Annotated in this window: 20 protein-coding genes, 1 tRNA gene and 1 pseudogene; 6 read left to right on the top strand and 16 right to left on the bottom strand. The window is 68.2% G+C overall.

Going from position 1 to position 19,697, the window contains the following annotated elements; genetic code table 11:
* Positions 1-29: 29 nt before the first annotated feature.
* The 12 genes from ACZ4MH_RS11275 to ACZ4MH_RS11220 all read right to left on the bottom strand — a co-directional run bounded on the left by ACZ4MH_RS11275 (position 30) and on the right by ACZ4MH_RS11220 (position 8,417).
* Positions 30-1,187: a tyrosine-type recombinase/integrase gene (locus ACZ4MH_RS11275; RefSeq protein ID WP_351589502.1), complete on the bottom strand. Its 1,158-nt coding sequence runs from the start codon at positions 1,185-1,187 to the stop codon at positions 30-32.
* The gene (locus ACZ4MH_RS11270; protein WP_351589505.1) at positions 1,187-1,384 is read right to left on the bottom strand and encodes a helix-turn-helix domain-containing protein; all 198 of its coding nucleotides are present in this window, start codon (positions 1,382-1,384) and stop codon (positions 1,187-1,189) included. The genes ACZ4MH_RS11275 and ACZ4MH_RS11270 overlap by 1 nt, the downstream gene beginning before the upstream one ends.
* 46 nt (positions 1,385-1,430) lie before the next feature.
* Positions 1,431-3,215 carry an ATP-binding protein gene (locus ACZ4MH_RS11265; protein WP_351589508.1) on the bottom strand — a complete coding sequence of 595 codons (1,785 nt, stop codon included), beginning with the start codon at positions 3,213-3,215 and terminating at the stop codon, positions 1,431-1,433.
* Positions 3,212-4,078, bottom strand: a complete 867-nt coding sequence (locus tag ACZ4MH_RS11260; protein WP_351589511.1) for a bifunctional DNA primase/polymerase — start codon at positions 4,076-4,078, stop codon at positions 3,212-3,214. The genes ACZ4MH_RS11265 and ACZ4MH_RS11260 overlap by 4 nt, the downstream gene beginning before the upstream one ends.
* Positions 4,079-4,513: 435 nt before the next feature.
* Positions 4,514-4,669 carry a hypothetical protein gene (locus tag ACZ4MH_RS11255; RefSeq protein WP_351589514.1) on the bottom strand — a complete coding sequence of 52 codons (156 nt, stop codon included), beginning with the start codon at positions 4,667-4,669 and terminating at the stop codon, positions 4,514-4,516.
* 147 nt (positions 4,670-4,816) lie between these two features.
* Positions 4,817-5,077, bottom strand: a complete 261-nt coding sequence (locus tag ACZ4MH_RS11250; protein ID WP_351589517.1) for a hypothetical protein — start codon at positions 5,075-5,077, stop codon at positions 4,817-4,819.
* Positions 5,078-5,238: 161 nt separating this feature from the next.
* A complete protein-coding gene (locus tag ACZ4MH_RS11245; protein ID WP_351589520.1) occupies positions 5,239-5,967 on the bottom strand; it encodes a hypothetical protein in 729 nt (242 codons plus the stop codon).
* A complete protein-coding gene (locus ACZ4MH_RS11240) occupies positions 5,967-6,416 on the bottom strand; it encodes a hypothetical protein (RefSeq protein ID WP_351589523.1) in 450 nt (149 codons plus the stop codon). Before ACZ4MH_RS11240 ends, ACZ4MH_RS11245 begins: the two co-directional genes overlap by 1 nt.
* Positions 6,417-6,424: 8 nt before the next feature.
* On the bottom strand, positions 6,425-7,105 hold the full coding sequence (locus tag ACZ4MH_RS11235; protein ID WP_351589525.1) for a hypothetical protein: 681 nt from the start codon (positions 7,103-7,105) through the stop codon (positions 6,425-6,427).
* Positions 7,106-7,114: 9 nt separating this feature from the next.
* Positions 7,115-7,270: a hypothetical protein gene (locus ACZ4MH_RS11230; protein ID WP_351589527.1), complete on the bottom strand. Its 156-nt coding sequence runs from the start codon at positions 7,268-7,270 to the stop codon at positions 7,115-7,117.
* Positions 7,267-8,163 (bottom strand): hypothetical protein, encoded by an 897-nt coding sequence (locus ACZ4MH_RS11225; RefSeq protein ID WP_351589530.1) that lies wholly within the window; start codon positions 8,161-8,163, stop codon positions 7,267-7,269. The genes ACZ4MH_RS11230 and ACZ4MH_RS11225 overlap by 4 nt, the downstream gene beginning before the upstream one ends.
* Positions 8,163-8,417: a DUF6284 family protein gene (locus ACZ4MH_RS11220; protein ID WP_351589532.1), complete on the bottom strand. Its 255-nt coding sequence runs from the start codon at positions 8,415-8,417 to the stop codon at positions 8,163-8,165. The genes ACZ4MH_RS11225 and ACZ4MH_RS11220 overlap by 1 nt, the downstream gene beginning before the upstream one ends.
* Before the next feature lie 450 nt (positions 8,418-8,867).
* Between ACZ4MH_RS11220 and ACZ4MH_RS11215 the strand changes: the two genes are divergently transcribed.
* A complete protein-coding gene (locus ACZ4MH_RS11215) occupies positions 8,868-9,662 on the top strand; it encodes a GntR family transcriptional regulator (RefSeq protein WP_351589534.1) in 795 nt (264 codons plus the stop codon).
* Positions 9,659-10,312 (top strand): YdcF family protein, encoded by a 654-nt coding sequence (locus ACZ4MH_RS11210; RefSeq protein ID WP_351589537.1) that lies wholly within the window; start codon positions 9,659-9,661, stop codon positions 10,310-10,312. The genes ACZ4MH_RS11215 and ACZ4MH_RS11210 overlap by 4 nt, the downstream gene beginning before the upstream one ends.
* Positions 10,313-10,916: 604 nt before the next feature.
* Here the strand turns inward: ACZ4MH_RS11210 and ACZ4MH_RS11205 are convergent.
* The 3 genes from ACZ4MH_RS11205 to ACZ4MH_RS11195 form a co-directional block, all read right to left on the bottom strand.
* On the bottom strand, positions 10,917-12,044 hold the full coding sequence (locus tag ACZ4MH_RS11205; RefSeq protein ID WP_351589540.1) for a hypothetical protein: 1,128 nt from the start codon (positions 12,042-12,044) through the stop codon (positions 10,917-10,919).
* Between the two features lie 651 nt (positions 12,045-12,695).
* Positions 12,696-13,061 carry a hypothetical protein gene (locus ACZ4MH_RS11200; RefSeq protein ID WP_351589543.1) on the bottom strand — a complete coding sequence of 122 codons (366 nt, stop codon included), beginning with the start codon at positions 13,059-13,061 and terminating at the stop codon, positions 12,696-12,698.
* A complete protein-coding gene (locus ACZ4MH_RS11195) occupies positions 13,042-13,455 on the bottom strand; it encodes a hypothetical protein (RefSeq protein ID WP_351589546.1) in 414 nt (137 codons plus the stop codon). Before ACZ4MH_RS11195 ends, ACZ4MH_RS11200 begins: the two co-directional genes overlap by 20 nt.
* Before the next feature lie 730 nt (positions 13,456-14,185).
* Here ACZ4MH_RS11195 and ACZ4MH_RS11190 point away from each other — a divergent pair.
* Positions 14,186-14,246: transfer RNA gene (locus tag ACZ4MH_RS11190), tRNA-Tyr, on the top strand.
* 451 nt (positions 14,247-14,697) lie between these two features.
* Here the strand turns inward: ACZ4MH_RS11190 and ACZ4MH_RS11185 are convergent.
* Positions 14,698-16,869, bottom strand: coding sequence for an ATP-binding protein (locus ACZ4MH_RS11185; RefSeq protein ID WP_351589549.1), 2,172 nt, complete (start codon positions 16,867-16,869; stop codon positions 14,698-14,700).
* Between the two features lie 896 nt (positions 16,870-17,765).
* On the opposite strand from ACZ4MH_RS11185, the gene ACZ4MH_RS11180 reads away from it, so the two are divergent.
* The 3 genes and pseudogenes from ACZ4MH_RS11180 to ACZ4MH_RS11170 form a co-directional block, all read left to right on the top strand.
* A complete protein-coding gene (locus ACZ4MH_RS11180; RefSeq protein WP_351589552.1) occupies positions 17,766-17,996 on the top strand; it encodes a hypothetical protein in 231 nt (76 codons plus the stop codon).
* On the top strand, positions 17,984-19,123 hold the full coding sequence (locus ACZ4MH_RS11175; protein ID WP_351589555.1) for a response regulator: 1,140 nt from the start codon (positions 17,984-17,986) through the stop codon (positions 19,121-19,123). Before ACZ4MH_RS11180 ends, ACZ4MH_RS11175 begins: the two co-directional genes overlap by 13 nt.
* 184 nt (positions 19,124-19,307) lie before the next feature.
* Positions 19,308-19,696 (top strand): annotated as a pseudogene (locus ACZ4MH_RS11170) (serine hydrolase domain-containing protein); the annotation flags it as partial.
* Position 19,697 lies beyond the last annotated feature (1 nt).

Genomic DNA, 19,697 nt, shown 5'->3' with positions numbered 1-19,697 from the left:
CGATCGACATCAGCCGACCGGCGGAACGATCACCGCTCGCGCTCGACTCGCCTCTTCAGTAGCCGATCCATGTGACTGATCGCTTCTCGCTGGGTGTCCTGCGCAACGTGCGTGTAGACGTCCATGGTCATGCTGATCTGGCTGTGGCCGAGGATCTCCATCAGGACGCGGGGCGCGACTCCGGCGGCGGTGAGGAGAGTCGCGCACCCGTGCCGCGCATCGTGCAGCCGGATGGAGCGGAGGCCGGCGGACGCGGTGAGCCGGGAGAAGGACCGGTTGAGGTTCCGCGGCTCGATGGGACGGCCGTAGCGGGTCGTGAAGACGAGCGCGTCGTCCTGCACCAGCGCCGTGCCCCGCTTCTCCGCCTCGGCGGCCTGGCGGAGCCGATGCCAGCGGAGAGCGGCCAGGCAGATCAGCGGGAGAGGTACCGGCCGGCGCTTCCCCGTCTTCGTGGTGTCCTGGTACAGCTCGCCGCCGATGCGCTGCACCTGGTTGCTGATGCGGATGACGCGCCCGTCCAGGTCCACATCCGACCAGCGCAGCCCCAGCACCTCACCGCGCCGCAGTCCCATCGCGATGGCGAGCACAAAGGCCGCGTACAGCGGGTCACTCCGTGCCTCCTCCAGGAACCTCAGCGTCTCGTCCAGAGACCACGGCGTCGTCTCCCGGCTGACGACCTTCGGCGCCTCCACGAGCGAAGCGACGTTCCGCGTCACCAGCTCCTCCCGGACGGCCGCCGTGAGAGCTGTACGCAGCACGCGGTGGGCTTCCTTGGCCGTGGCGGCCGACGACTTCCGGGAGACCTCGGCGAGGAACACCCGGACGTCACGTGGACCAAGACTCTCCAGCCGCTTCTTACCGACCAGCGGCACGAGGTAGAGCCGCACGTGCATCGCGTACTTGCTGTACGTGCTTCGCTTTCGGTTCGGCTTGATGACGTTCTCCAGCCAGTACGGCAGCCACTCGGCGAGCTTGGCCGAACGGGTCGGTACGGCAATGCCGTTGCTGACCTTGTCGAGCAGGTCGCGGCGCTTCTCGTCGCACTCGGCCCACGTCTTGCCGTAGGCGAACTTCCGGGCGCGGGTGCCATCGGGCTGGAGGACGTAGACAGCGGCTTGGTAGCGGCCGTCCTTCCGCTTGGTGATGGTGCCGGCACCGTTGGGATTGCGCTTTCGCTGCTGGGCCATCAAGCGGCTTCCTTTACCTGGTGCTGGATGAAGCGGTGGAGTGCGTCGGCGGGGATACGGCGGGACCGGCCGACGGTGAAGCTTTCGAGCCGACGGGAGCGGATGAGGTCGTAGACCGTGCTCCGGCCCAGACCTAGTGCCTTCATGACCTCGGGAACGGTGAGTGCTTTGTGCGAGGTGGGCAGGGAGAAGTGCACGAATTTCCTCCTCAGAGGGCAGGCGGCTGCTGCCGCGATGCGGCGGCTAGCGAGCGCAACAGGTGTGCGTGGTGTCCCCGAGGGCGGCCAGGCCGCGGTCCATCGGTTCGTGGCAGACGGCGCAGAGGGGCTGTCGTCCAGAGATTGCGTGTTTTCCAGCGTCCGCAGTGTCCGTAGCGTCCGGCGACTGGTGTTCCTGCAGCTCAGACGCACGGGTGGCTGCGGACGCTGATGTGGACCCAGCGTCCGGTCCGCTGTCCGCAGCGTCCGCAAGTGCGCTTTGCGGACGCTGACCGGACACTTCGCGGACACTGCGAAGGCCGGCAGTGTCCGCGAGTCCACCCAGGTCAGAGACCGCTGCGGACACTGTGGACGCTGCGGACGCTGAAATCCGCTCATCTCTGGTGTTCGCGGGTGCGGTGAGCTTGTACAGGCGCTGCCGGTGGCGGTCGGGGGTGCGTGCGGTGTCGTCGAAGGTGATGCCGACCGAGCGCAGGATCGGGGCGAGGCGCTTGAGCTGGCCGCCAGCGCGGGTGGCGTCCTTGGGCCACTTCGGGTGCGGCACCTCGGGGTGCGGCAGGTGCTCCAGGAGCATCCCGGCCGTGCCCTCCCAGCCGCCGTTGGCTTCCACCAGGGAGACCACGGCGCTACCGAACGGGTCGCCCTCCAGAGCGTCGGCAGCGACGTTGGCGGACGAGGCGGTGTACGAGGCGAGTGTGCGCCAGCCCTTGATGCGGTCGACGGCCGCCAGGACGCGGGCGAAGTCCGCCATCCGCGGCATCCGCTCCAACTGCACGTTCGGCAGCTCCTTGAGCACCGCCGAGAGCAGGTCGAATAGGGAGGCCAGGATCGAGGGCCGGGCGTCGCGGAAGGCGCTGTCCAGTTCTTCCTCCGTGCGGCGCTTGTTCTCGTCGATGAGCTGTAGATCCAGCATCAGCAGCCGCTCGGCGAGGTCTCCGGCCAGGGCGCCAGCGTCGATGGTGGTCATCGCCAATACGCGCCGGAAGGTGAGGACCACGACGTCGTCGTCGGTGTACAGGGCACGGTCGACGATGCCGTCGCCGGTGACGGCCTTGCACAGGGTGTCCGAGAGCCACGGCGGGATGGTGCTGATGTTGTCCAGGCACAGCGCCCAGGAGTTGAACGCCTGCGTCGCCCAGGACTTCACGTCCCGCGGCTGCGAGCGCTTGGCCGCGGGTGAGGGATCCACCAGGTTCACGATCGTCTGCGCGGCCTTGGACTTCCCCGTGCCCTGCTCGCCCTTGAAGGTGAGGACCGGGTGCGGGATGTGCGGGATCCATGCGGCCACCAGCCAGGCGACGAGCTGGTGGAAGGCGTCGTCGTCCATGTTCACCAGCGAGCGGAGCGCGGCCAGGCCGTCGCCGTCGGGCTGAGGCTCGGGCATCGGCGCCATCGCACCGGAGCGGCGGAAGAGCACCGGGGACCGCTCCAGGACCGACCAGCCCGAGCGGTCCGCGACGACGCAGCGGCCGTCGGCGGTGCCGAGGTCGACGACGACCTGGTCCGCGTCCCCGGCCACGCGCAGCAGCACGGGTACGGGGTCGGTGGCGCCGGCGATGCCTTCCAGCACCGTCATGGCGTCGGCCAGGGCCGACTGAGAGGCCACCGCGCCGTCGTTGAGGTCGGTGTAGATGCGGGCGAGCTGCGAGCGCAGGCCGGCCTTTCCGCGCAGCGGCATCGCCAGGTTCGGCCCCTTCTTCTTCACGCCGTAAGGGCGGCCGTCCTCGGAGGTCACCAGCTCGTACCGGTCGCGGGCGATGGTGACGAGCTGGCTGGCCTGGGAGGGGCCCTTGCCTTCCTTCTCGCTCAACGGGTTGCCCTCCCTGCGATGCGCGTGCGGGCGCTGGCGATGGTGCGAGCCGCGCCGCGCTCCGGGTGGCCGGCCTCGATGGCAGCGGCGAGCAGCTGCTCGGCGGTGGTGTCGGGGTCGGCGGCCTGCTCATAGGCGCGGCAGGCGGCCCAGAACAGGCGGTTGTTCAGCTGGCCTCGCGGTGCGTCGCGAACGAAGCGCACCAGCGCGTCATCGTCTCCATGGCCGACCGGAGAGGTCTGCTGCCGAGGCTGTGTCGCGGAGGGAGCGGGAAGCATCAGCCGGAGCAGTGCCGGGGGCACGGGCGCGACGGTGGCGCCGGTGCCGGGGCACAGGCGGTACTCGCCGCGCGGGGTCCAGGAGCCAGGGCCGGCCAGGTAGCCGCCCTGGCCGCGGACATCGATGCCGGGGCCGATGCGGCTGGCCGAGTTCGGCACGACCGTCCCGGCCGGGGCCAACAGCCACAGATGCAGGCCGCCGCTCGGAGTGCTCACGGTGACAGTGCTGCCGATGGCGAAGCCGTGCTCGTGGGCGAGACCGCGCAGGGCGGCCACACCGTCCACGCCGTTCTTGCGGTCGAGGTCCAGGCCGATCAGGTTAACCGGCGCCCGGTTGCAGGCAATGCCGTAACCCGTCGCGCGTCCGGCCGCGTGGAAGAGCGCACGGATGCGGTCCCGGTCGGTGGTGGCGTCATGGACGCCGTGGCCGGGACGCCCGCACTCGCCGAGGCACGCTTCGCCGCGCTGATGCGGGCTGCGGAGAGCCGGCAGCTTGTTGGAGGCGAGTGGGAAGACGGGAAGGCCACGGCCCGCGACAGTCAGCGCGTCGCGCAGTGCCTTGGGCCAGAACAGGGAACAGGTCATGCTGGACACCTCCTGTGTCGTGACTGGGATGGGAGGGCAGGGCGGCCCGAGGCTTTGGCGAGACGCGGGCCGCCCTTGTCGTGCGTGATGTGGAGGCCCTGCCTGGTTCGGCGGGGCCTTGTTCTTCATGTGGGTCAGTGGTGGGTTGTGATGACCACGCCGAGGCAGGCTGCGGGCAGGTCGGTGACCTTGTCCCAGTCGGCGAGGGTGATGCCGTGGGAGGTGGAGGCCCGCAGCAGGCTTCGTAGGAGCGTGATGGCGGCGGTTGCTGAGGTGTGATGGGGGTGCTGCCGAAGCGCTGGATGCGGCAGATGCGGTCAGCCGGGTTGTTCCTGTCCACGTCGACCCCTCAGCCGTTCTTTCCGCCGTTGGGGCCGGTGGACTGCCGGTTGGCCTCGGCGACCTTGCGCTCCAGCTCGGCGCGCTCTGCGTCCGTCATCGCCGGTCACCGCCCTTCGGCGTGCCGGGGACGGGACGGGGGCTGGGGTCGCGCGTCCAACCGCCGCTGGTCTGGCTGTACTCCCGTACGTCCTGCGGCCGTTCGCCGTCCCGGCCGGGGTCGCTGATCGGCATGTCGCGACGTAATGCCACGATGGGGCTCCTGTCTCTAGCGGGATAGGAGCCGGGTCGGTCGGTGTCTTGGCGGATGACGACCGGCCCGGCATTCATGCCTGGAGCGCGGACTGCTGTCCGGCTCCCCGCCCGCCCGGCGGTGGCCGCGGGGCGGACGGGCAGCTGTCAGTGGCCGTCGATCCAGTTCCAGGCGGCCATCGCGGTGCCGCCGATGCCGAGGCCGATGAGCATCCGGCGGGCCGGGCGGGAGAGGCCGGCGCCGTCGACGGGCCGGTCCTCCAGGAGCCAGATGTCGTCCCCGTCCGGGACGGCTCCGCCGTGGACGACTGCGCGGTGGCGGGCCCGCTGTTGGTCGGCTTCCTCTCGGGTCGTAACGGGCGGCCAGGTCCTCTTGCAGCGATCGCAGCGGTAGCGGTGGCGTGTCATCAAATGTCCGTTTCGTGGGTGGTAGGCGCGGTAGGTAGGCGGCCGGTAGGAAGGTGGTAGGCAGGCACTCTGACCTGCGGTTCCTACCTCCCTACCGGGACCCCAGGAGAGGGCCGGAGCGATAGGGGAGGGGAGCGGTCGGCGCGGCCCCCGGCGACCCCTCACGCGGCGGCCGCGGGCGGGTGCTCGGCGGCGACCGGGGCGGGGTTCTGAGCGGGCGTCGGTGGGGCCCCCTCCCCGGCCTCGGCGGGGGCCTCCCCGAGCCCGGCCGGGAGGTCCCGCAGCCGCACCCCCTGCCGGTTGCGCTGCTGGCCGTTGAAGCGGAGCTTCAGGCCCTCCTCGACCGGCACTTCCCAGGCGGTGAGCGCGGCCTTGAGATCGGCCTTCTCCCAGTCGCCCAGCTCGCCCGTGGCGATCAGGTCGTCCAGGTGGGCGCCCTGGTGCTCGGTCCCGGCCAGCTTCCGTACGAGCGCGGCCACCAACTCCAGGTCCGGGGCAGGGGAGAAGGCTTGGTCGTCCAGATCCTCGTCATGCTCCTGGTCCGCGTCCTCGGCGGCCGCTGGCCTCTTGGTGGCTGGGGTAGGGGAGGGGGTGTGCATCCAGGCGGCGACGCCCCAGCCGACCAGGCCGACCGGCATCACGACCGACGGATGGTTGTGAGCGAGGTAGGCGAGGACGTAGCCACCTCCGGCGACATAGCCGAGGCGGGCCAGCGCCTCCTTCCAGTCCTCCGCCGTGACCCAGGCCCAGCCGCGGGCGATCAGGGCGGAGGAGCCGGTGAACAGCGCACCGGCGGCCTCACGGTTGGGCAGGTAGGGCCGCACGTCGATGCGGGTCCGGCCGGGAGCGGCCTCCTCGGTGGGCCGCTCCCCCGTGGTCTCGTCGGTCATCAGGCCACTCCCAGGACCTGGTTGAGGCCGGAGGCGAGGACGGTGCTGAGGATGCTCCACAGGCCGCCGGCGGCCCCGAAGACGGAGGCGGCGGCGATGCCGAACAGGGCTGCCGTACGGGGCTTGAGCTTGGCGCCGTAGATGATCAGGCAGATGACCAGGGCGATGGCGCCGAGGCCGACGTTGCCGCCGATGCCTGACTGGACGGCGGCCGCGATGCCCTTGGTGATGCTGCCGGGTGTGCTCCATACGGATGCGGCGGTGGCGTAGAGGGTGCCGGCGATCAGGCCGACGATGGCGGCCTGATCGGCATCCAGCTTGATCTTGTGCTTGCCCTTGATGCCCAGGATGAGGAAGACGGTGACGGCGAGGGCGGCGCCGGAGGCGCCGAGGCTGCCGAAGATCTGCCCGGCCTGGATGCCGTCGGCGGCGAGAACAGCGGTGTACACGGGACTCTTTAGAAGTAGGCGAGGGCGAGGGCGAGAAGGGTGGTGGCGAGCGGGATGCGACAGATCCAGGCGAGTGGTGGCCACCAGTGGCGGGTCTTGTGGTCAATCAGCACGCCGACCGCGACGACCAGGGCGGCGCTGAGGATGAGAACGGCGGTGTCGGAGAACTCGCGGCCCACGTACGCGACCAGCTGCTGCACCGGGTCGTCCAGGTGCAAGCCCCAGCCCAGGGCGGCGGCCGAGGCGTTGTAGATCAGGCGGCGGCCGCGGCTGGGGTGGAGCAGCTGCATGCCCACCGCACCCGCCGGCGCCCAACCTCGCCAGAACGAGTCGGCGGCCGGAGCTTTCGGGGCCGGGACCGGAGCCGCGATGCCGTCGGAGCCGTCGGCGTCGTGCTCCTGGCCGTGGGTCTCCTCCAGTTCCTCCGGCTCTTCGTCCACCTCGTCGGGGTCGGTGTCCTCCGGCTCAGGCTCGGTGTCCTCCTCCGGGCCGAGGTGGACGGGCTTGTCCGCCCACCAGTCCGGGAGCCGGTCGGCCGGAACGGCAACCCGGAGCGGGGCCGGGTCTTCGGCGGGGACCTGGTCCTCGTCGGCGTACAGGCGGTCCCACCAGTCGTCAGCTCCGGTGTCCACCTGCTGCGGTAGGTGGACGGTCGGCGGTTCGGAGGGCATCGGCGGTGGTGTGGTCATCGGCCCTCCTCACAGGGCGGCGCAGGCCAGGGCGAGGCCCACGGCGACGGGCAGCAGTACGGCGGTGGCGCACAGGGCGGGGAGAATCCGCCGGGGCGATACGGCGGCCAGGCCGGCCAGAGCCAGGGCGGTAACCGCCCACCAGGCCAGGACGAGAGGCGTCATCGGGCGGCCTCCAGCGCCAGCCGGGCGGGGGCCGGCTGCGTTTCGGCGGCTTCCTTCTCCTTGGTCAGGCGCTGGTAGACCTTGTGGACGTATGAGGTGGACCGGGTGGACTTCCGGGCTGCCTCGGCGATGGTCTCGCCCATCACCCAGCACGTCCGGATGACGTTCAGCGCCTCAAAGGAGGACAGCTTTTCCGGCTCCGGCGCCTCCTGCGGCTCCGAGGTGGACGCCGCAGGGACGGTGAGGGGATACACCTGCCGGTCACCGCAGATGACCAGCGACGGCCGCCGCACCGGTGCCACGGCAGGCTCGGCGGCCACCGGGGTCGGACGGACGGTGGACGGCGCGGTGGATGCCGGGTGACCGGCCGGGCCGTCCACCTTCTCCACCACCGCGTCCCCCGCGGCCGTGACGGTGTCCACCTGAGCGCGGAGTTCGGCGATTTTCGCCAGGATCGCGCGCCGGTAGTGGGTGATCGCCTCGGCCAGGATGATCAGCAGGGCCGGGGGGATGGAGTGGAGAACCAGCCCCGCCGGATCCACCGCGCGGGGGACACCGAACGGCGTCCCCTCTGGCCACAGCGAACCCCAGCAGTTCATGACCCAGGTGCCAAGTCCTGCGAACCAGCGGAGCCCGGTGGCCCAGCCGGAGGGGTGGACGCCGTACTCCGACAGTCGCCCGTCGAAGATGAGTACCGCGCCCAGGGCGACGGCGACCATGGGGTCCAGCAGCCAGGCGATCCACGGCGAGACGTGGTGATCGGTGGCGAAGGTGGTCACGTTGGTGGCGGTGAAAACCAGCGCGATCACCGCGACCACCACCAGGACGCTCGTCAGGCCGGCCTGCAGCCGGTTGAGCGCTCTGATCTGTGCGGTGACGGTGGGGGTGGGCATCAGGCGGCCTCCGGCGAACCGGCCCGGCCGCGGCGCTCCTCCAGTGCGCGGCGGGCGGCGAGGACCTTGCGGCGGGTGCGGAGGAGGCGGCGGGTGTCCAGCTCGGATGCCGGCCGGTAGAGAGTGACGATGTACGCGTCCAGCAGCTCGACCTCCGCCTGGATGACGGGCATCTCGTGCTCGATCGCGTCTAGCTCCGCGGCCGTCGGCTCGCGGTCGGTAACAGGGCTGTGAACAGTGCCGATGCGCTTCATGGGGTCGGGCTCCTCTCGTTGTGGAACGGCCCAAAGAAGCGGCCCCGGTGTGCCAGCACCGGGGCCGCGCTCGTGTGGAGTCGAAGGGTTCCGGCTCCCCTCAACCCCGCCCGTACGGCCACGGCGGCCGGACGGACGGAGGAGGCAACCGGCCGCAGCACGCGAAGCGCTGCGGAACAGGTCGGGTTGCGCTGTACCTCACGCGGAAGACCGCGTGGCCGCCTACTTGGCCGAGGAGAGGCGGCGTAATCCCCATCCAGTTGTCAAAGAACGTGCGCTTCCTTCGAGCCCCGCAGAGCTCTCCGGGCGTGCTGAAGCAGCCCAAATAGGGCCACTTCCGCCTTGCAGTCCCAGGACTGCGAGGCCGTGAGCAAGACCATGCCGCACAGTCCCAGGACTGTCAACAGTCCTGGGACTGTGTTTGACTGGGCATGTCGAGAGGAGGGCTCCATGGCGCCCAAATGGCGAGAGCTGGCGGACAAGCTGGCCGAGCGCATCAGGAACGGCGAGTACGCGCCGGGCCAGCAGCTGCCGCACATCCGGGACCTCGTTGAGGCAGGGGAGGGCTCGAAGTCCACCGTCCATGCGGCCTACCGCGCGCTGGAGGCAGAAGGGCTGGTCACCTCGTCACGAGGCCACGGCACCGTTGTGCGCCAGCAGACTCCGCTCAAGCGACTCGGCACCGCCCGGTACGACAAGGCCAAGTGGCGCGACGCCGATGAGGTGGCCTTCATCGCTGACCGTGTGGCCACCGGACGCTCGTACCGGCGTGGAGAGCAGACGCAAAGCGTCAGCCGTATCGAGGCCCCGCCGGCCGTCGCTGCTGCCCATGGCCTGGAGCCGGGCGCGGAGGTATACGCACGGGCTCGCCTGGTGAAGGAAGGCGAGCAGCCGACGCACACCCTGACCAGCTACTACCGCCCCGAGCACGTTGAAGGCACGCGGATCGTCGACCCGACTCCGGGCCCCGCCGGGCGCGGCGGTGGCTTCCGGGTGCTGTACGACGCCGGTTACGAGATCGACCACATGACCGAGGAGCTGTTCGCCCGCATCCCCACCCCGGACGAGGTGAAGCTCCTGCAGCTGCCCGCCGGCGAACCCGTCGTGGAGCTGCACAGGACCACGTACACGGCAGATGGAACCGTGGTCGAGTACGCGATCGGCGTCCACGCCGCCTCGCGCTTCGCCTGGAAGTACGACTTCCAGGTCCCCGACTCCACCCGCGACGGAAAGGCCGCACAGTGATCTCCGAGCAGGCCCGGGCAGACGCGCGCCGCATCTGGGATTACCACCAGATGCACCACGAGCCGCGGCCGTGCTCGGTCGCCATCGGCCTGGGCAGCCACGACCTCGGTGTAGCGACCGCGACGGCGAACCTGTACCTGGCCGGCCTGGCGCCCCTGATCGTCTTCACCGGTTCCAACAGCCCCACGACGCGCGAGCGGATGCCCCGCGGCGAAGCGGTGCACTACAAGGAGCACGCCGTCGAGCTGGGCGTCCCTGAGTCAGCCATCATCGTGGAGCCGAAGGCCACGAACACCGGCGAGAACATCCGCTTCTCCCGCGCGGCCCTGGACGAAGCCGGCGTGGCGGTCGACTCGATCCTCCTCGTCACCAAGCCATACGAGGAACGCCGCGCCTACGCCACCGCCCGGCAGCTCTGGCCCGAGGTGGACGTAATCTGCGCCTCATCACCCATGACCTACGAGGAGTACGTCGACTCCATCGGAGACGAACACCTCGTCATCGACATGCTCGTGGGGGCCCTGCAACGGCTCATGATCTACCCGAAGCAAGGCTTCATGATCGAGCAAGTGGTGCCGGCCGACGTCGTCGAGTCGTTCCGTCGCCTCCGGAATGACGGCTTCACGAGCCGACTCGTGGGCGCCCCCTGATGCCAGTGAGTAGCCCTCTTGCTCGGCATCTGTCGGTGGCGTGGCCTTCCGTGACGACGGGCGCACTCTAGCAATCCACCGTACGGTAAACGACAGATGGGAACACTGCGCGGAGCCCTGAAATCGGATTGGTCTATTCAGATTGGTATCCGCCGCGCATTCGGGAAGGGCCTATTGCGCAGGAGGCTGATATTGCCAGCCTCGCTTTTCTGCCTTGTCGCGCAGTTTCACTGCGCGCTTCTTCCGCTGGTTGCTGTTGGGTACCGACCTGAAGTCGACGAAAGCGTGACCTGGAGGGCGGTTTGCTCCGTCGGCCCCCTCAGAGTCGTCCACAGCGCGTAGTCCGACCTCTTCGACCTCTGCCACGTCCACCGAGTAGACTCCGACAGAATCGAGCCCCATGGATGTCGTGTGATGGGCGAAAGATTCTTCTGCGCTCAGACGCGAGGATCTCGTCACGGAAAGTTGCCCAGTATCTTTGGGTGTTGGGCTAAAAACCTGGCTAGTGACTCGCCCTTCTTGTATCCAGACCGGGTGTACCTGGCGCCAAAGACGCTCAGCGTGATCCAATATCTCAGTTTCGCCAGGCTTCAGGTTCTCATTTTCAGTCTGCATACTCTCGAATCCCCCCGAGCGCGAACTCTCTGACTTCTTCCAGTTGCCTCCAGTGGAAGGTGCGTTCGGTTTCCCTGTCGTCCTCCTTGGAGAATGAGAAAGCTTCCACTTTCTCCTCTGGAGTGACAGTCACCATGACCTCGCCTGTCGAGAAAGGCCACTCGAACTGCACACCGCCGGCTTCGGTTGGGTAAATGTAAGGCCGCCGGACGCCTTCATCCAGGAATTCTAGAAGTAGCGATTCGGCTTCGCGTAGCACCGTGCGGCTCACCGGCGCGCCCACGCCGTCGAGCCACCCTTCTTCGAGTTGGAGCAACTCATAAAGACGCTCGGACCACTCTGGCGGCAAGCCTGGTTCGATCGCCAGGACGTCTTGGATCTCGATTGCCTCTTCATCTATCGACTGAATGGCTACCGCGCTAATGGTTACAGTTGGCGCCATCGTGGATCGATCAAGATACTGTCGAAGATCCCCAATGAGGTCATCTGATGAAAAGCGCCCTGAGATTACCCTGCCGCTTCGCGTGAGGCGGAAGTCGAAAGTGCTCTTCTCTGCGTTTACGCTAGTGACCTGACCGGAGAGCTTGGTTTCGATCTCAAATCGGTCCAAGCGGGCCTGTTCATGGATCAGGCGGCGGAGAGACTGTGAATAAGTCGCAGACGTAGGGGTGCCCTCGTCGAACTCGATAAACTCGTTGTCTTGGAGGCTTCGACCGAAGCGCGAAAATTCCCTCAGTGCGTTCGGAGGGAAGGAGCGGGGAATTCCTTTACCTGCCTCGATTGAGCGCAGAGCGTTTTGAATCACCATACGCGCTTCTTCGAAAATCCCTGCACCGACGTCATCAAACAATGACGTGGCGTCGGGTTGTGTCCTTTCGAGCACGGGGATTACGCTGCCGACACGGATGTCGGAAAGGCGTAGAGAAAAAGATGAGGCGAACCCTCTTGGTACGCGCTGCCGGGATGCGTGACGCTGCTTGTAGATGCCCCGAGCGACGTCTACCACCAATCGCTCATAGCGTGAGAACTCGGCTAGTACCTCAACGGGCAAACCGTGCTGCTCGTAACGGCCGCCGTGAAGGCGCCAAGATCCAAAAACTCGCGGCTCCATCCCCATGCCCCCACCCTACTGAGACTTGGCCAGGCTGCCTGTGAGCAACATCCCGGCACTGCTCTAGTGTCGCCTGATGTAGCAGCGAAATCAATTGGACTGACAGAACTGCCTACCTTGGCAAGGGGCTAAGGCGCTGGTCCGTGATGCGCAAGATCGAACTTAGATTGCTGTGCTCGTGGGTGCCGGGCTTCCAGTATTAGCCGGGTCGGGCAAAGCGACTGCCTGACTCAGCGCGTCATCACCATCAAAACGGCCTGTTCACGGGGTGGCGGCAGAGGCACTAGCCAGGGGTGTGAAACAGGGCAGCAAGCGTCCTGACCCCATCAACTGCCCCTGGGCGATGAGACCAGGTGTCTGCCAGCAGCACCCAGGCGACATGGCCGGCCTCTTCGCGGTCCGTCGGCCTCTATGGGGTCGAGTGCCCGCGCACGGCGCGGGCTGGCCCCCGGGACCGCAGCGAGCGACGGCCGGAGAGCAGGAGCCCGAACGAACACGGCCGCGGTCAAAGACGTGCGCCCCGTGGGGCCCTCCTGCTGCCGTGATGTATGGGGGCACCGTAGGCGAGTTCCGAGTGTGGCGTGCGCTGGATGGGAGCCGGGGTGAGTGGTGGGTAAGGGCGGGTGGCTATCGAACCCTCGCCAGCTGCAGCAAGGGTCACAGCCAGAGAATCAGGGCAACAATCACAGCGAGCACAAGGAAGGGACTGGCAACTGCCTTACGAAGCTCACGTTCACCTTTGCCGGGAAACATGGGATCGTCACCCTCGTCGGTGAACTGGGTTGGCGAGGCTGTCTTGCCAGTCAGGATGTCACTCGCATCCCGGACCAGTGCAGCGGCCGCCTTCACGTCGCCCGATTCCTTCAGCATCGCATCCACTTTGGCCAACATCTGGGGCGAGGAGACCGCCAGGCGTCGCACGTTTCGTTTGGTCTCCTCGTCAATCCCCTCGTTGTTAATAATGGTCTGAAATACGCTGCCGTTGTTGGTTTGAATGTACTGGTCAATCGCCGTCCCGGCCATTATCCCCTCCACCGCATTTCGTGTTGCTCACTAGTGAGGGCGCGTGTTCCAGACTTAGGCGAAAAGAAGAGGCGCATTCTCCTCCGCTCTTGGACTGGCCAAGTGGACCGGCCAGAATTATCGCGATCAAGACCGCGGCGATAGCCGAGACGGTGGCCACGCCGATCCGCGCAAATGGATTGAGCGCTTGGCCGATCGTCCTGACCAAGGTGGGCCACTTGTGTGTGACCCACAAGACGAAAGCCATGCCGATGACGGCAAACACGAGCACTCGATCTCGGACAAAAGCCCCGACGTACTCGTCAGAAGAAAGCTGGACTAGGCGCCCTATGAACCACTCGAGAGCTGGCCACGCATAGGGAAAGTATTTACTGATCAGTTCGATGCCGAGCAAGGTCGCCAGGATGGCCAAGATAGTGCCGATTACGTAATAAGCGATCCCAAGCCACCCTGCACCGTTAGTGGTAGGGAGCCTCACCGCTTGCCGTCGCGGTAGTTATTCTGGGACACGGTGCCATTGTTAGTTTCAATGAACTGTCCGTTGACGGTGAAGCCGCCCGACCGGGCGCTGCGAGGGGGGTGAGGGGTGCTGGTGACGCCATCGTCCGACTGCGTGTTGCTGGCGGGAGGCGGAGAGGTGGGGGCAGGACTACCGGCGGATCGTGAGCGTGTCCACCTCGCTGTGATCACGGCGCCGCCGAGTAGGGCCACTCCGCCGATCAAGGCGGCAACTATCTCGATCATGGAGTCCCCCTGAGCATCCGTGAAAGGTCAACAACATCCTACCTAACAGGGGTAGTTGCCGACTCGCACATCCGTCAGGGCTGGTGCCTCTTCCTGCGCGTGTCTCGTAGGCTTCTCTGGGCTGTGTGACGATGGCCGGGGCGCTGAGCGACGATCGGCACTGAGGGACGAGTCGCAGCCGTCCCAAATGAACCCGCAGGTTAGCCACTCTGGCCCGTGGGTTGACGCCCAGGGCTGGTGGTCAGGCTGGGGCTCTGCCTCCACTCGAATCTGATGGAAGGCTGACATCACCGGCTGACATCACCGGCTGACATCAACAGTGCCGGACGAGCCTGGTCACCAGTGCCTCTGCCCGGTCGTCGTGCCAGTCGATGACAGCAGCCGGTGTTGGCTCGGGTCGAACTTGTAAAGCGAAGGTCGTCGGTTCGAATCCGACAGGGGGCTCTGCGAAACGCCAGGTCAGGGGCCCTCCCGTCCAGAGGACGGGAGGGCCCCTGCGCTCGCGGCACACGTATGGCACACATGCGGTGCGCGCGGAAGGCGGGGGGCTGCCGACGGTGACCTTGGACGACGAGCTGTCCCGGCGCCGACACGAGAAGCTGATCGCCCGGTCGGAGTCGCTGATGAGGGCAGCCGCGGGTTGGCGGCGCCGCGCGCCGCTGCACGCTGGCCGGATGCCGATGACAGTGCCTGGGCGTTCATCGGGCGGACCTCGGTCAGCACGTCGATCACTGAGCAGGTGATCCATCCGGACGGCTGCAGGGTCTCGGTGATGGCGTGCGGCAGCAACATTCCCCTGTTCACGGTTGGCGGGGCCGTGCGTGCTTCGCGACGACGGGTCCTCTCGACCGGCACCTCGGCGCGTTGCGGACGGCCGGTGGTGGCTGTTGGGTCAGGGAGGGGGTGGTGCGGAGTCGGGGCTGAGGGCGTGGGCGATGCCGGTGTCCAGGTCGGTGGCGTAGCCGGCGTCGAAGGCACGCTGGTAGGCGTGGTCGCCGAGGGCGGCGCGGGTCTGCTTTTCGCAGGTTTGGCGGGCGGCCATCATTGTGGCGACGCCCGCCTGCGGCCGGCCGAGCGTGTCCCACAGCTGCGAGGCCAGGCCGAGCAACCAGGCGGCGTCCCGGCTCTGCACCATGGCGACGGCGGCCCGGGCCAGCGATTCGAGGGCCAGGCTGCTGCCCACGCCGTCGCGCAGCCGGTGCTTGACCAGCAGCGCGGCCCGGGCGTGCTCCCGCGCGGCCGGGAACCGGCCACGGGCCAGCTCGGCCCAGGAACGGACCAGGTCGCCCCAGGCGCGCATGCAGCGCTCGCCGTTGCGGTCGCAGGCGGCGCTCAGCTCGTCCAGCCAGGCGACGGCCTCCTCGAAGCGGCCCGCGGTGACGAGCGCGTGGGTGCCGAGAGTCAAGGCCGCCAGGGGGAGGTAGGTGAGTGGTTTCTCGCGCCAGTCCGTGGCGAGCTGCGCCTCGGCCAGGGACACCCCCTGCGTCAGGTCGCCGCGCAGCGACGCCACCCGCAGCTCGGTGGCCGTCGCGTACATCCGCTCCGAGTCGCCGAAGTGTGCGGCCAGGGCGGCGGATTCGGCGGCCCGTTCCTCAAGGGCGGGCAGATCGCCCAGGAAGCACAGTAGCTGGCCGCAGGCGTGCAGCGCCTTCGCGCGCGCCCTGGAGGGGGCGGGGTCGGCGGCCAGGGCCCGGTCCAGGTAGTGCCGGCCTTCCTTGAGGAACCCGCAGCCGTGCCAGAAGAACCACAGTGATCCGGTCAGCTCCAGCGCGGTGTGGCCCGGGGTGTGGCCCTCGGTGTGGCCCTCGGCTTCGGTCAGGCTGTACTCCAGGGCGGCGCGGATGTTGTCGTGCTCGGCGGTCATCCGGTCGAACCAGGCGAACTGGTCGGGTCCGATCCAGGCGGCGTCGCCCCGGCGGGCCAGCCGCAGATAGTGGTCGCGGTGGCGGCGGCGCAGCGTGTCGTCCTCGCCGAGGCCGCGCAGCCAGTGGGCGCCGTACTCGCGGATGGTGTCCAGCATGCGGTAGCGCTCGCCGCCCCCGGTGGGCTGCCAGATCAGGATCGACTTCTCCGTCAGCGTGCCCAGTACGGCGGGGATCTGCTGGGCCGGGAGGTGGTCGTCGGCGCAGACCTGCCGGGCGGTGTCGGCGTCGAAGCTGCCGGCGAAGGCCGACAGCCGTGCCCACAGGAGCCGTTCGGCGGGAGTGCACAGTTCGTGGCTCCAGCCGATGGCGGTGCGCAGGGCCTGGTGCCAGGGAGGTTCGGCGTCGCGCGCGGCGTCGTCGGTGTCGCCGAGGACGGCGAAACGGTCGTCCAGCCGGGCGGTCAGTTCCCGTACTGGCAGATCACGCAGGCGGGCCGCGGCCAGTTCGATCGCCAGGGGCAGTCCGTCCAGCCGTCGGGCCAGCCGGACCAGCTCCGCGCGGTCGGCGTCGGTGACGGTGAAACCGGGCACCGCCTCCGTGGCGCGCATGGTGAGCAGGAGCACCGCGTCCGCCCTGCCCGCCGACGCGTCGTCGGCCTCGGGCACGGGCAGCGGCTCGACGGTGAGGACCCGTTCGCCCGTCACGTTCAGGGTGCGGCGGCTGGTGGCCAGGATCCGCAGGCCGGGCGCGGCCCGCAGCAGGGCCTCGGCGGCGAGCGCGCAGGCGTCGGTCAGGTGCTCGCAGGTGTCCAGCACCAGCAGCAGTTCCCGGTCGGCCAGGTACTCCGTCAGCACGTCGATCATCGGCCGAGTGGTCTGATCGGCCAGCGGCAGGGCTTCGGCGATGGTGTGCGCCAGCAGTTCGCCCTGGCGGAGTGGTGAGAGTTCCACCAGCCAGGCGCCGTCACGGAAGCCGGGCTGGAGGGCGGCGGCGGCATTCAGCGCCACCCGGGTCTTGCCCACCCCGCCGACCCCGGTCAGCGTCACCAGCCGCGTCGGCCCTTCGCGCGACGACCCCTCGAACAGCCGTCGGATCTCCGCCACCTCCGCCCGGCGATCGACCGTCCCCGTCCGCGGCCGGGTCAGATTCCCCACCCTCCGCTCTTCGTGCGGCTCTTCGCGCTGCCACTTCGCCGCCACGACGATCGCCCTCCCCGGCCCGGCTCCACGCCCCGCTGCGTGTGCCGCGAACGGCAGCCTGCACCACCGCGCCACGCTCCGTGACCGTTAACGACAAAGTGCCCGCATGTGCCACATGGCGGATCACAACAGAACACATCGGACCAGATGGCGATCAACCTGCCGATCATCCTGTCGATCATCCTGCGATCCCCAGAGTCACACGCAACAGGCCAGGCCCGGCACGGGTCCGGCACACATAAGGCCGGAAAGCGCTGCGAACGCATGAGAACCCGGGAGAGGTGCTTTCCCGGGTCAGGTGCGCTATGGCCGGCGTTTGTGTACGTCACACCCTTGACCGGAGAAAACTTGACCGGAGAAAACTTGTAAGGCGAAGGTCGTCGGTTCGAAAGCGACAGAGGTCTCAAAGAAAAGAACGCGCTGATCTATGGCTTCCCCGCAAGGTGGGCGCTCTACTCGGCCTCGGACTCCTCGTCCGAGGCCGTTTGCGTGAGCGGACGTGCCGCCAGCCTCGGGCTTCGCTGCGGACTTTTCGGCACCGTCCCGCCATGCGGGCGCGCGGCACGAGCCGGGCTGCGCCCTCGGCGTTGGCGAGCTCGGCCGTGTCAGCGGCGATGCGGAATGGTCGAGTCACCCGCTGCAACGATCACGGGTGCGTTTGCCCACCGGCATCATGGGGGCGCTGAGGTGTTGCCGGGTCCGTTGCCACGTCCGGGGAGACAGCAACCGCTCGCCGCAATGAAGCTGCTGCTGAGCCTGATGCTGAGGGTGTTGCAGGGTTCAAAGACGACGCGGCGCAACACGTGACGGGTCCGTCAAGCTGTGTGGCCAGGCCATCCGTTCATGCCGTGGGAGGCATCATGGACCACCCCCTACTTTCAGCGAGGGCTGCGCTTGTGCTGCTGCTCGCAGTCCTGACCGGCCTCGCTGCCGGGGTGCTGACCGCTTTGTCGGGCGGCGGTCTTGCGTCGTGCGTTCTCTGCGGCGGCGGCAGCTTCGGAGTGGCAACGGGGTTCTTCAACCGGATCGTGGCGCCCGAGCGGGCCGATGCCTCCCACACCAGCGACCGGCAGCGTCACCGGAGCCCCGAGGCGGAAGCGGGAGGGGAGCGTACATGGGCGAACTGAAGCCTCTCGACCCGGACCTGACCGGCGAGTCCTACGCGCTCGCCGACGCCCTGCGCGGGATCTTCGGCGGACTGGAAATATCGGTACGGCGCTACGCGGCCCGTCGCAGGCGCGACCCCGGCGCCCTGTCCCGCTACCTGAACGGCACGCGGGTCCCTCCGTGGGAAGTGGTCACAGACCTTCTGACCGACCTTGGGGCACATCGAGGCGTGCCACCGAAGCCGGAGGCGATCGACCTGTTGCGTACGCTGTACCGTCATGCTGTCCGGGCGAACCCCTCGCCACGGCATGGCGTCGAGCTGCTGCAGAACCAGCTGGCGCAGGCGGACCGGGACTCACGCGTGTCGAAAGAGCACCGCGACGTGCTCGGGGAAGCCCTGCTGGACCGCCGACACCGCATCGCGGATCTGGAGATGCGGCTGCATCAGCTCGAAGCCGAATGGGTCGCGGAGCGGGCCCGGGCCGAAGCGTTGGCCCAAGCTGCCCCGGACATCGCCGAACTGATCCGGGACCGCGACCAACTCCAGGAGGAGATCAAACGGCTCGTCGGCGAAGCACACGAGGCGGAGCTGCGCCGGGTCCGGGCAGAAGAGCGCTGCGCTTTGCTGGAACGGCAGCTGCGGAGCCTGGAGGGGAATTCGGCGGAAGAGGGAGAAGCAGAAGAGGGCATGAATGACGCAGCGTCCCTGGACGATGCTCCGCCTCTGGCCGGGGCGCGGCAACTGCGTATGCCGAGGGTGCTGCTCGTGGACGATCAGGCCGACAACCGGTTCGCGATGACGGCCGTGTTGGAGACTCTCGATCAGGAGATCGTCACGGTTTCCTCCGGACGAGAAGCCCTCAAGGCCCTCCTGGACCACGACGACTTCGCCGTAATTCTCCTGGACGTGCAGATGCCCGGGATGGACGGGTACGAGACCGCCGCGCACATCAAACGCCGGCCCCGCACCCGCGACATCCCGATCATCTTTCTCACGGCCATGGGCGCCGACCCGGAGCACTCAGCCCGCGGGTATGCGGCCGGGGCCGTCGACTACATCGGCAAGCCCTGCGACCCCTGGGCCCTGCGCGCCAAGGTCGCTGTCTTCACCGGCATCCACCTCGAACGTATCCAGCGCACACGCTGAATGGGGCCGTACCCGGTTCAGACATTGCCGATCGCGGCCAGATCGGTCCGCCTGTTGCATCACGAGTGAGCCCGGCCTCGGAGCAACGGACACAGCGCCAGCATGTGCGGCATGACGACGATCGACGGTGGGGTCGCACCCAGATTCGAACCTGTACGCGAGACGTTCGCGGCGAACCTTGAACGGGGCCACCGCAGCTGCGGCGCACCTGTTGGCCCTGCGCGGCGAGCTGGACCTGGACGCTCAGGTGGCCGAGTACTGGCCGGGGTTCGCCGCGAACGGCAAGGCGGACGTCTCTGTGCGCTGGTTACTCACCCACCAGGTCGGCTTGGTCGCACTGGACCAGCCGGTGCCGTTGGCCGATGCGCTGGCCTGGCAGCCGATAGCGGATGCACTGGCCGCTCAACGTCCCCTGTGGGCCCCGGACACCGCGCACGGGTACCACCGTCGTACCTTCGGCTGGCTGATCGGTGAGGTGATCCGCCACGTGTCCAGCCGCCCCCCCCGGGCCGCTTCTTCGCCGACGAGATCGCCGCCCCGCTGGGGCTGGACTTCTTCATCGGGCTGCTGGCGG

The sequence above is a fragment of the Streptomyces sp. NPDC026301 genome (assembly GCF_055567935.1).
The sequence above is the reverse complement of the archived record's forward strand: the minus strand, read 5'-3'. Positions and strand labels throughout refer to the sequence as shown.

Coding starts and splice junctions, on each gene's coding strand:
- ACZ4MH_RS11235 (WP_351589525.1), bottom strand. CDS start 7,105: ATGACCACACCACCGCCGATGCCCTCCGAACCGCCGACCGTCCACCTA.
- ACZ4MH_RS11230 (WP_351589527.1), bottom strand. CDS start 7,270: ATGACGCCTCTCGTCCTGGCCTGGTGGGCGGTTACCGCCCTGGCTCTG.
- ACZ4MH_RS11220 (WP_351589532.1), bottom strand. CDS start 8,417: ATGAAGCGCATCGGCACTGTTCACAGCCCTGTTACCGACCGCGAGCCG.
- ACZ4MH_RS11275 (WP_351589502.1), bottom strand. CDS start 1,187: ATGGCCCAGCAGCGAAAGCGCAATCCCAACGGTGCCGGCACCATCACC.
- ACZ4MH_RS11260 (WP_351589511.1), bottom strand. CDS start 4,078: ATGACCTGTTCCCTGTTCTGGCCCAAGGCACTGCGCGACGCGCTGACT.
- ACZ4MH_RS11175 (WP_351589555.1), top strand. CDS start 17,984: ATGGGCGAACTGAAGCCTCTCGACCCGGACCTGACCGGCGAGTCCTAC.
- ACZ4MH_RS11205 (WP_351589540.1), bottom strand. CDS start 12,044: ATGGGGATGGAGCCGCGAGTTTTTGGATCTTGGCGCCTTCACGGCGGC.
- ACZ4MH_RS11215 (WP_351589534.1), top strand. CDS start 8,868: ATGGCGCCCAAATGGCGAGAGCTGGCGGACAAGCTGGCCGAGCGCATC.
- ACZ4MH_RS11200 (WP_351589543.1), bottom strand. CDS start 13,061: ATGGCCGGGACGGCGATTGACCAGTACATTCAAACCAACAACGGCAGC.
- ACZ4MH_RS11250 (WP_351589517.1), bottom strand. CDS start 5,077: ATGACACGCCACCGCTACCGCTGCGATCGCTGCAAGAGGACCTGGCCG.
- ACZ4MH_RS11225 (WP_351589530.1), bottom strand. CDS start 8,163: ATGCCCACCCCCACCGTCACCGCACAGATCAGAGCGCTCAACCGGCTG.
- ACZ4MH_RS11245 (WP_351589520.1), bottom strand. CDS start 5,967: ATGACCGACGAGACCACGGGGGAGCGGCCCACCGAGGAGGCCGCTCCC.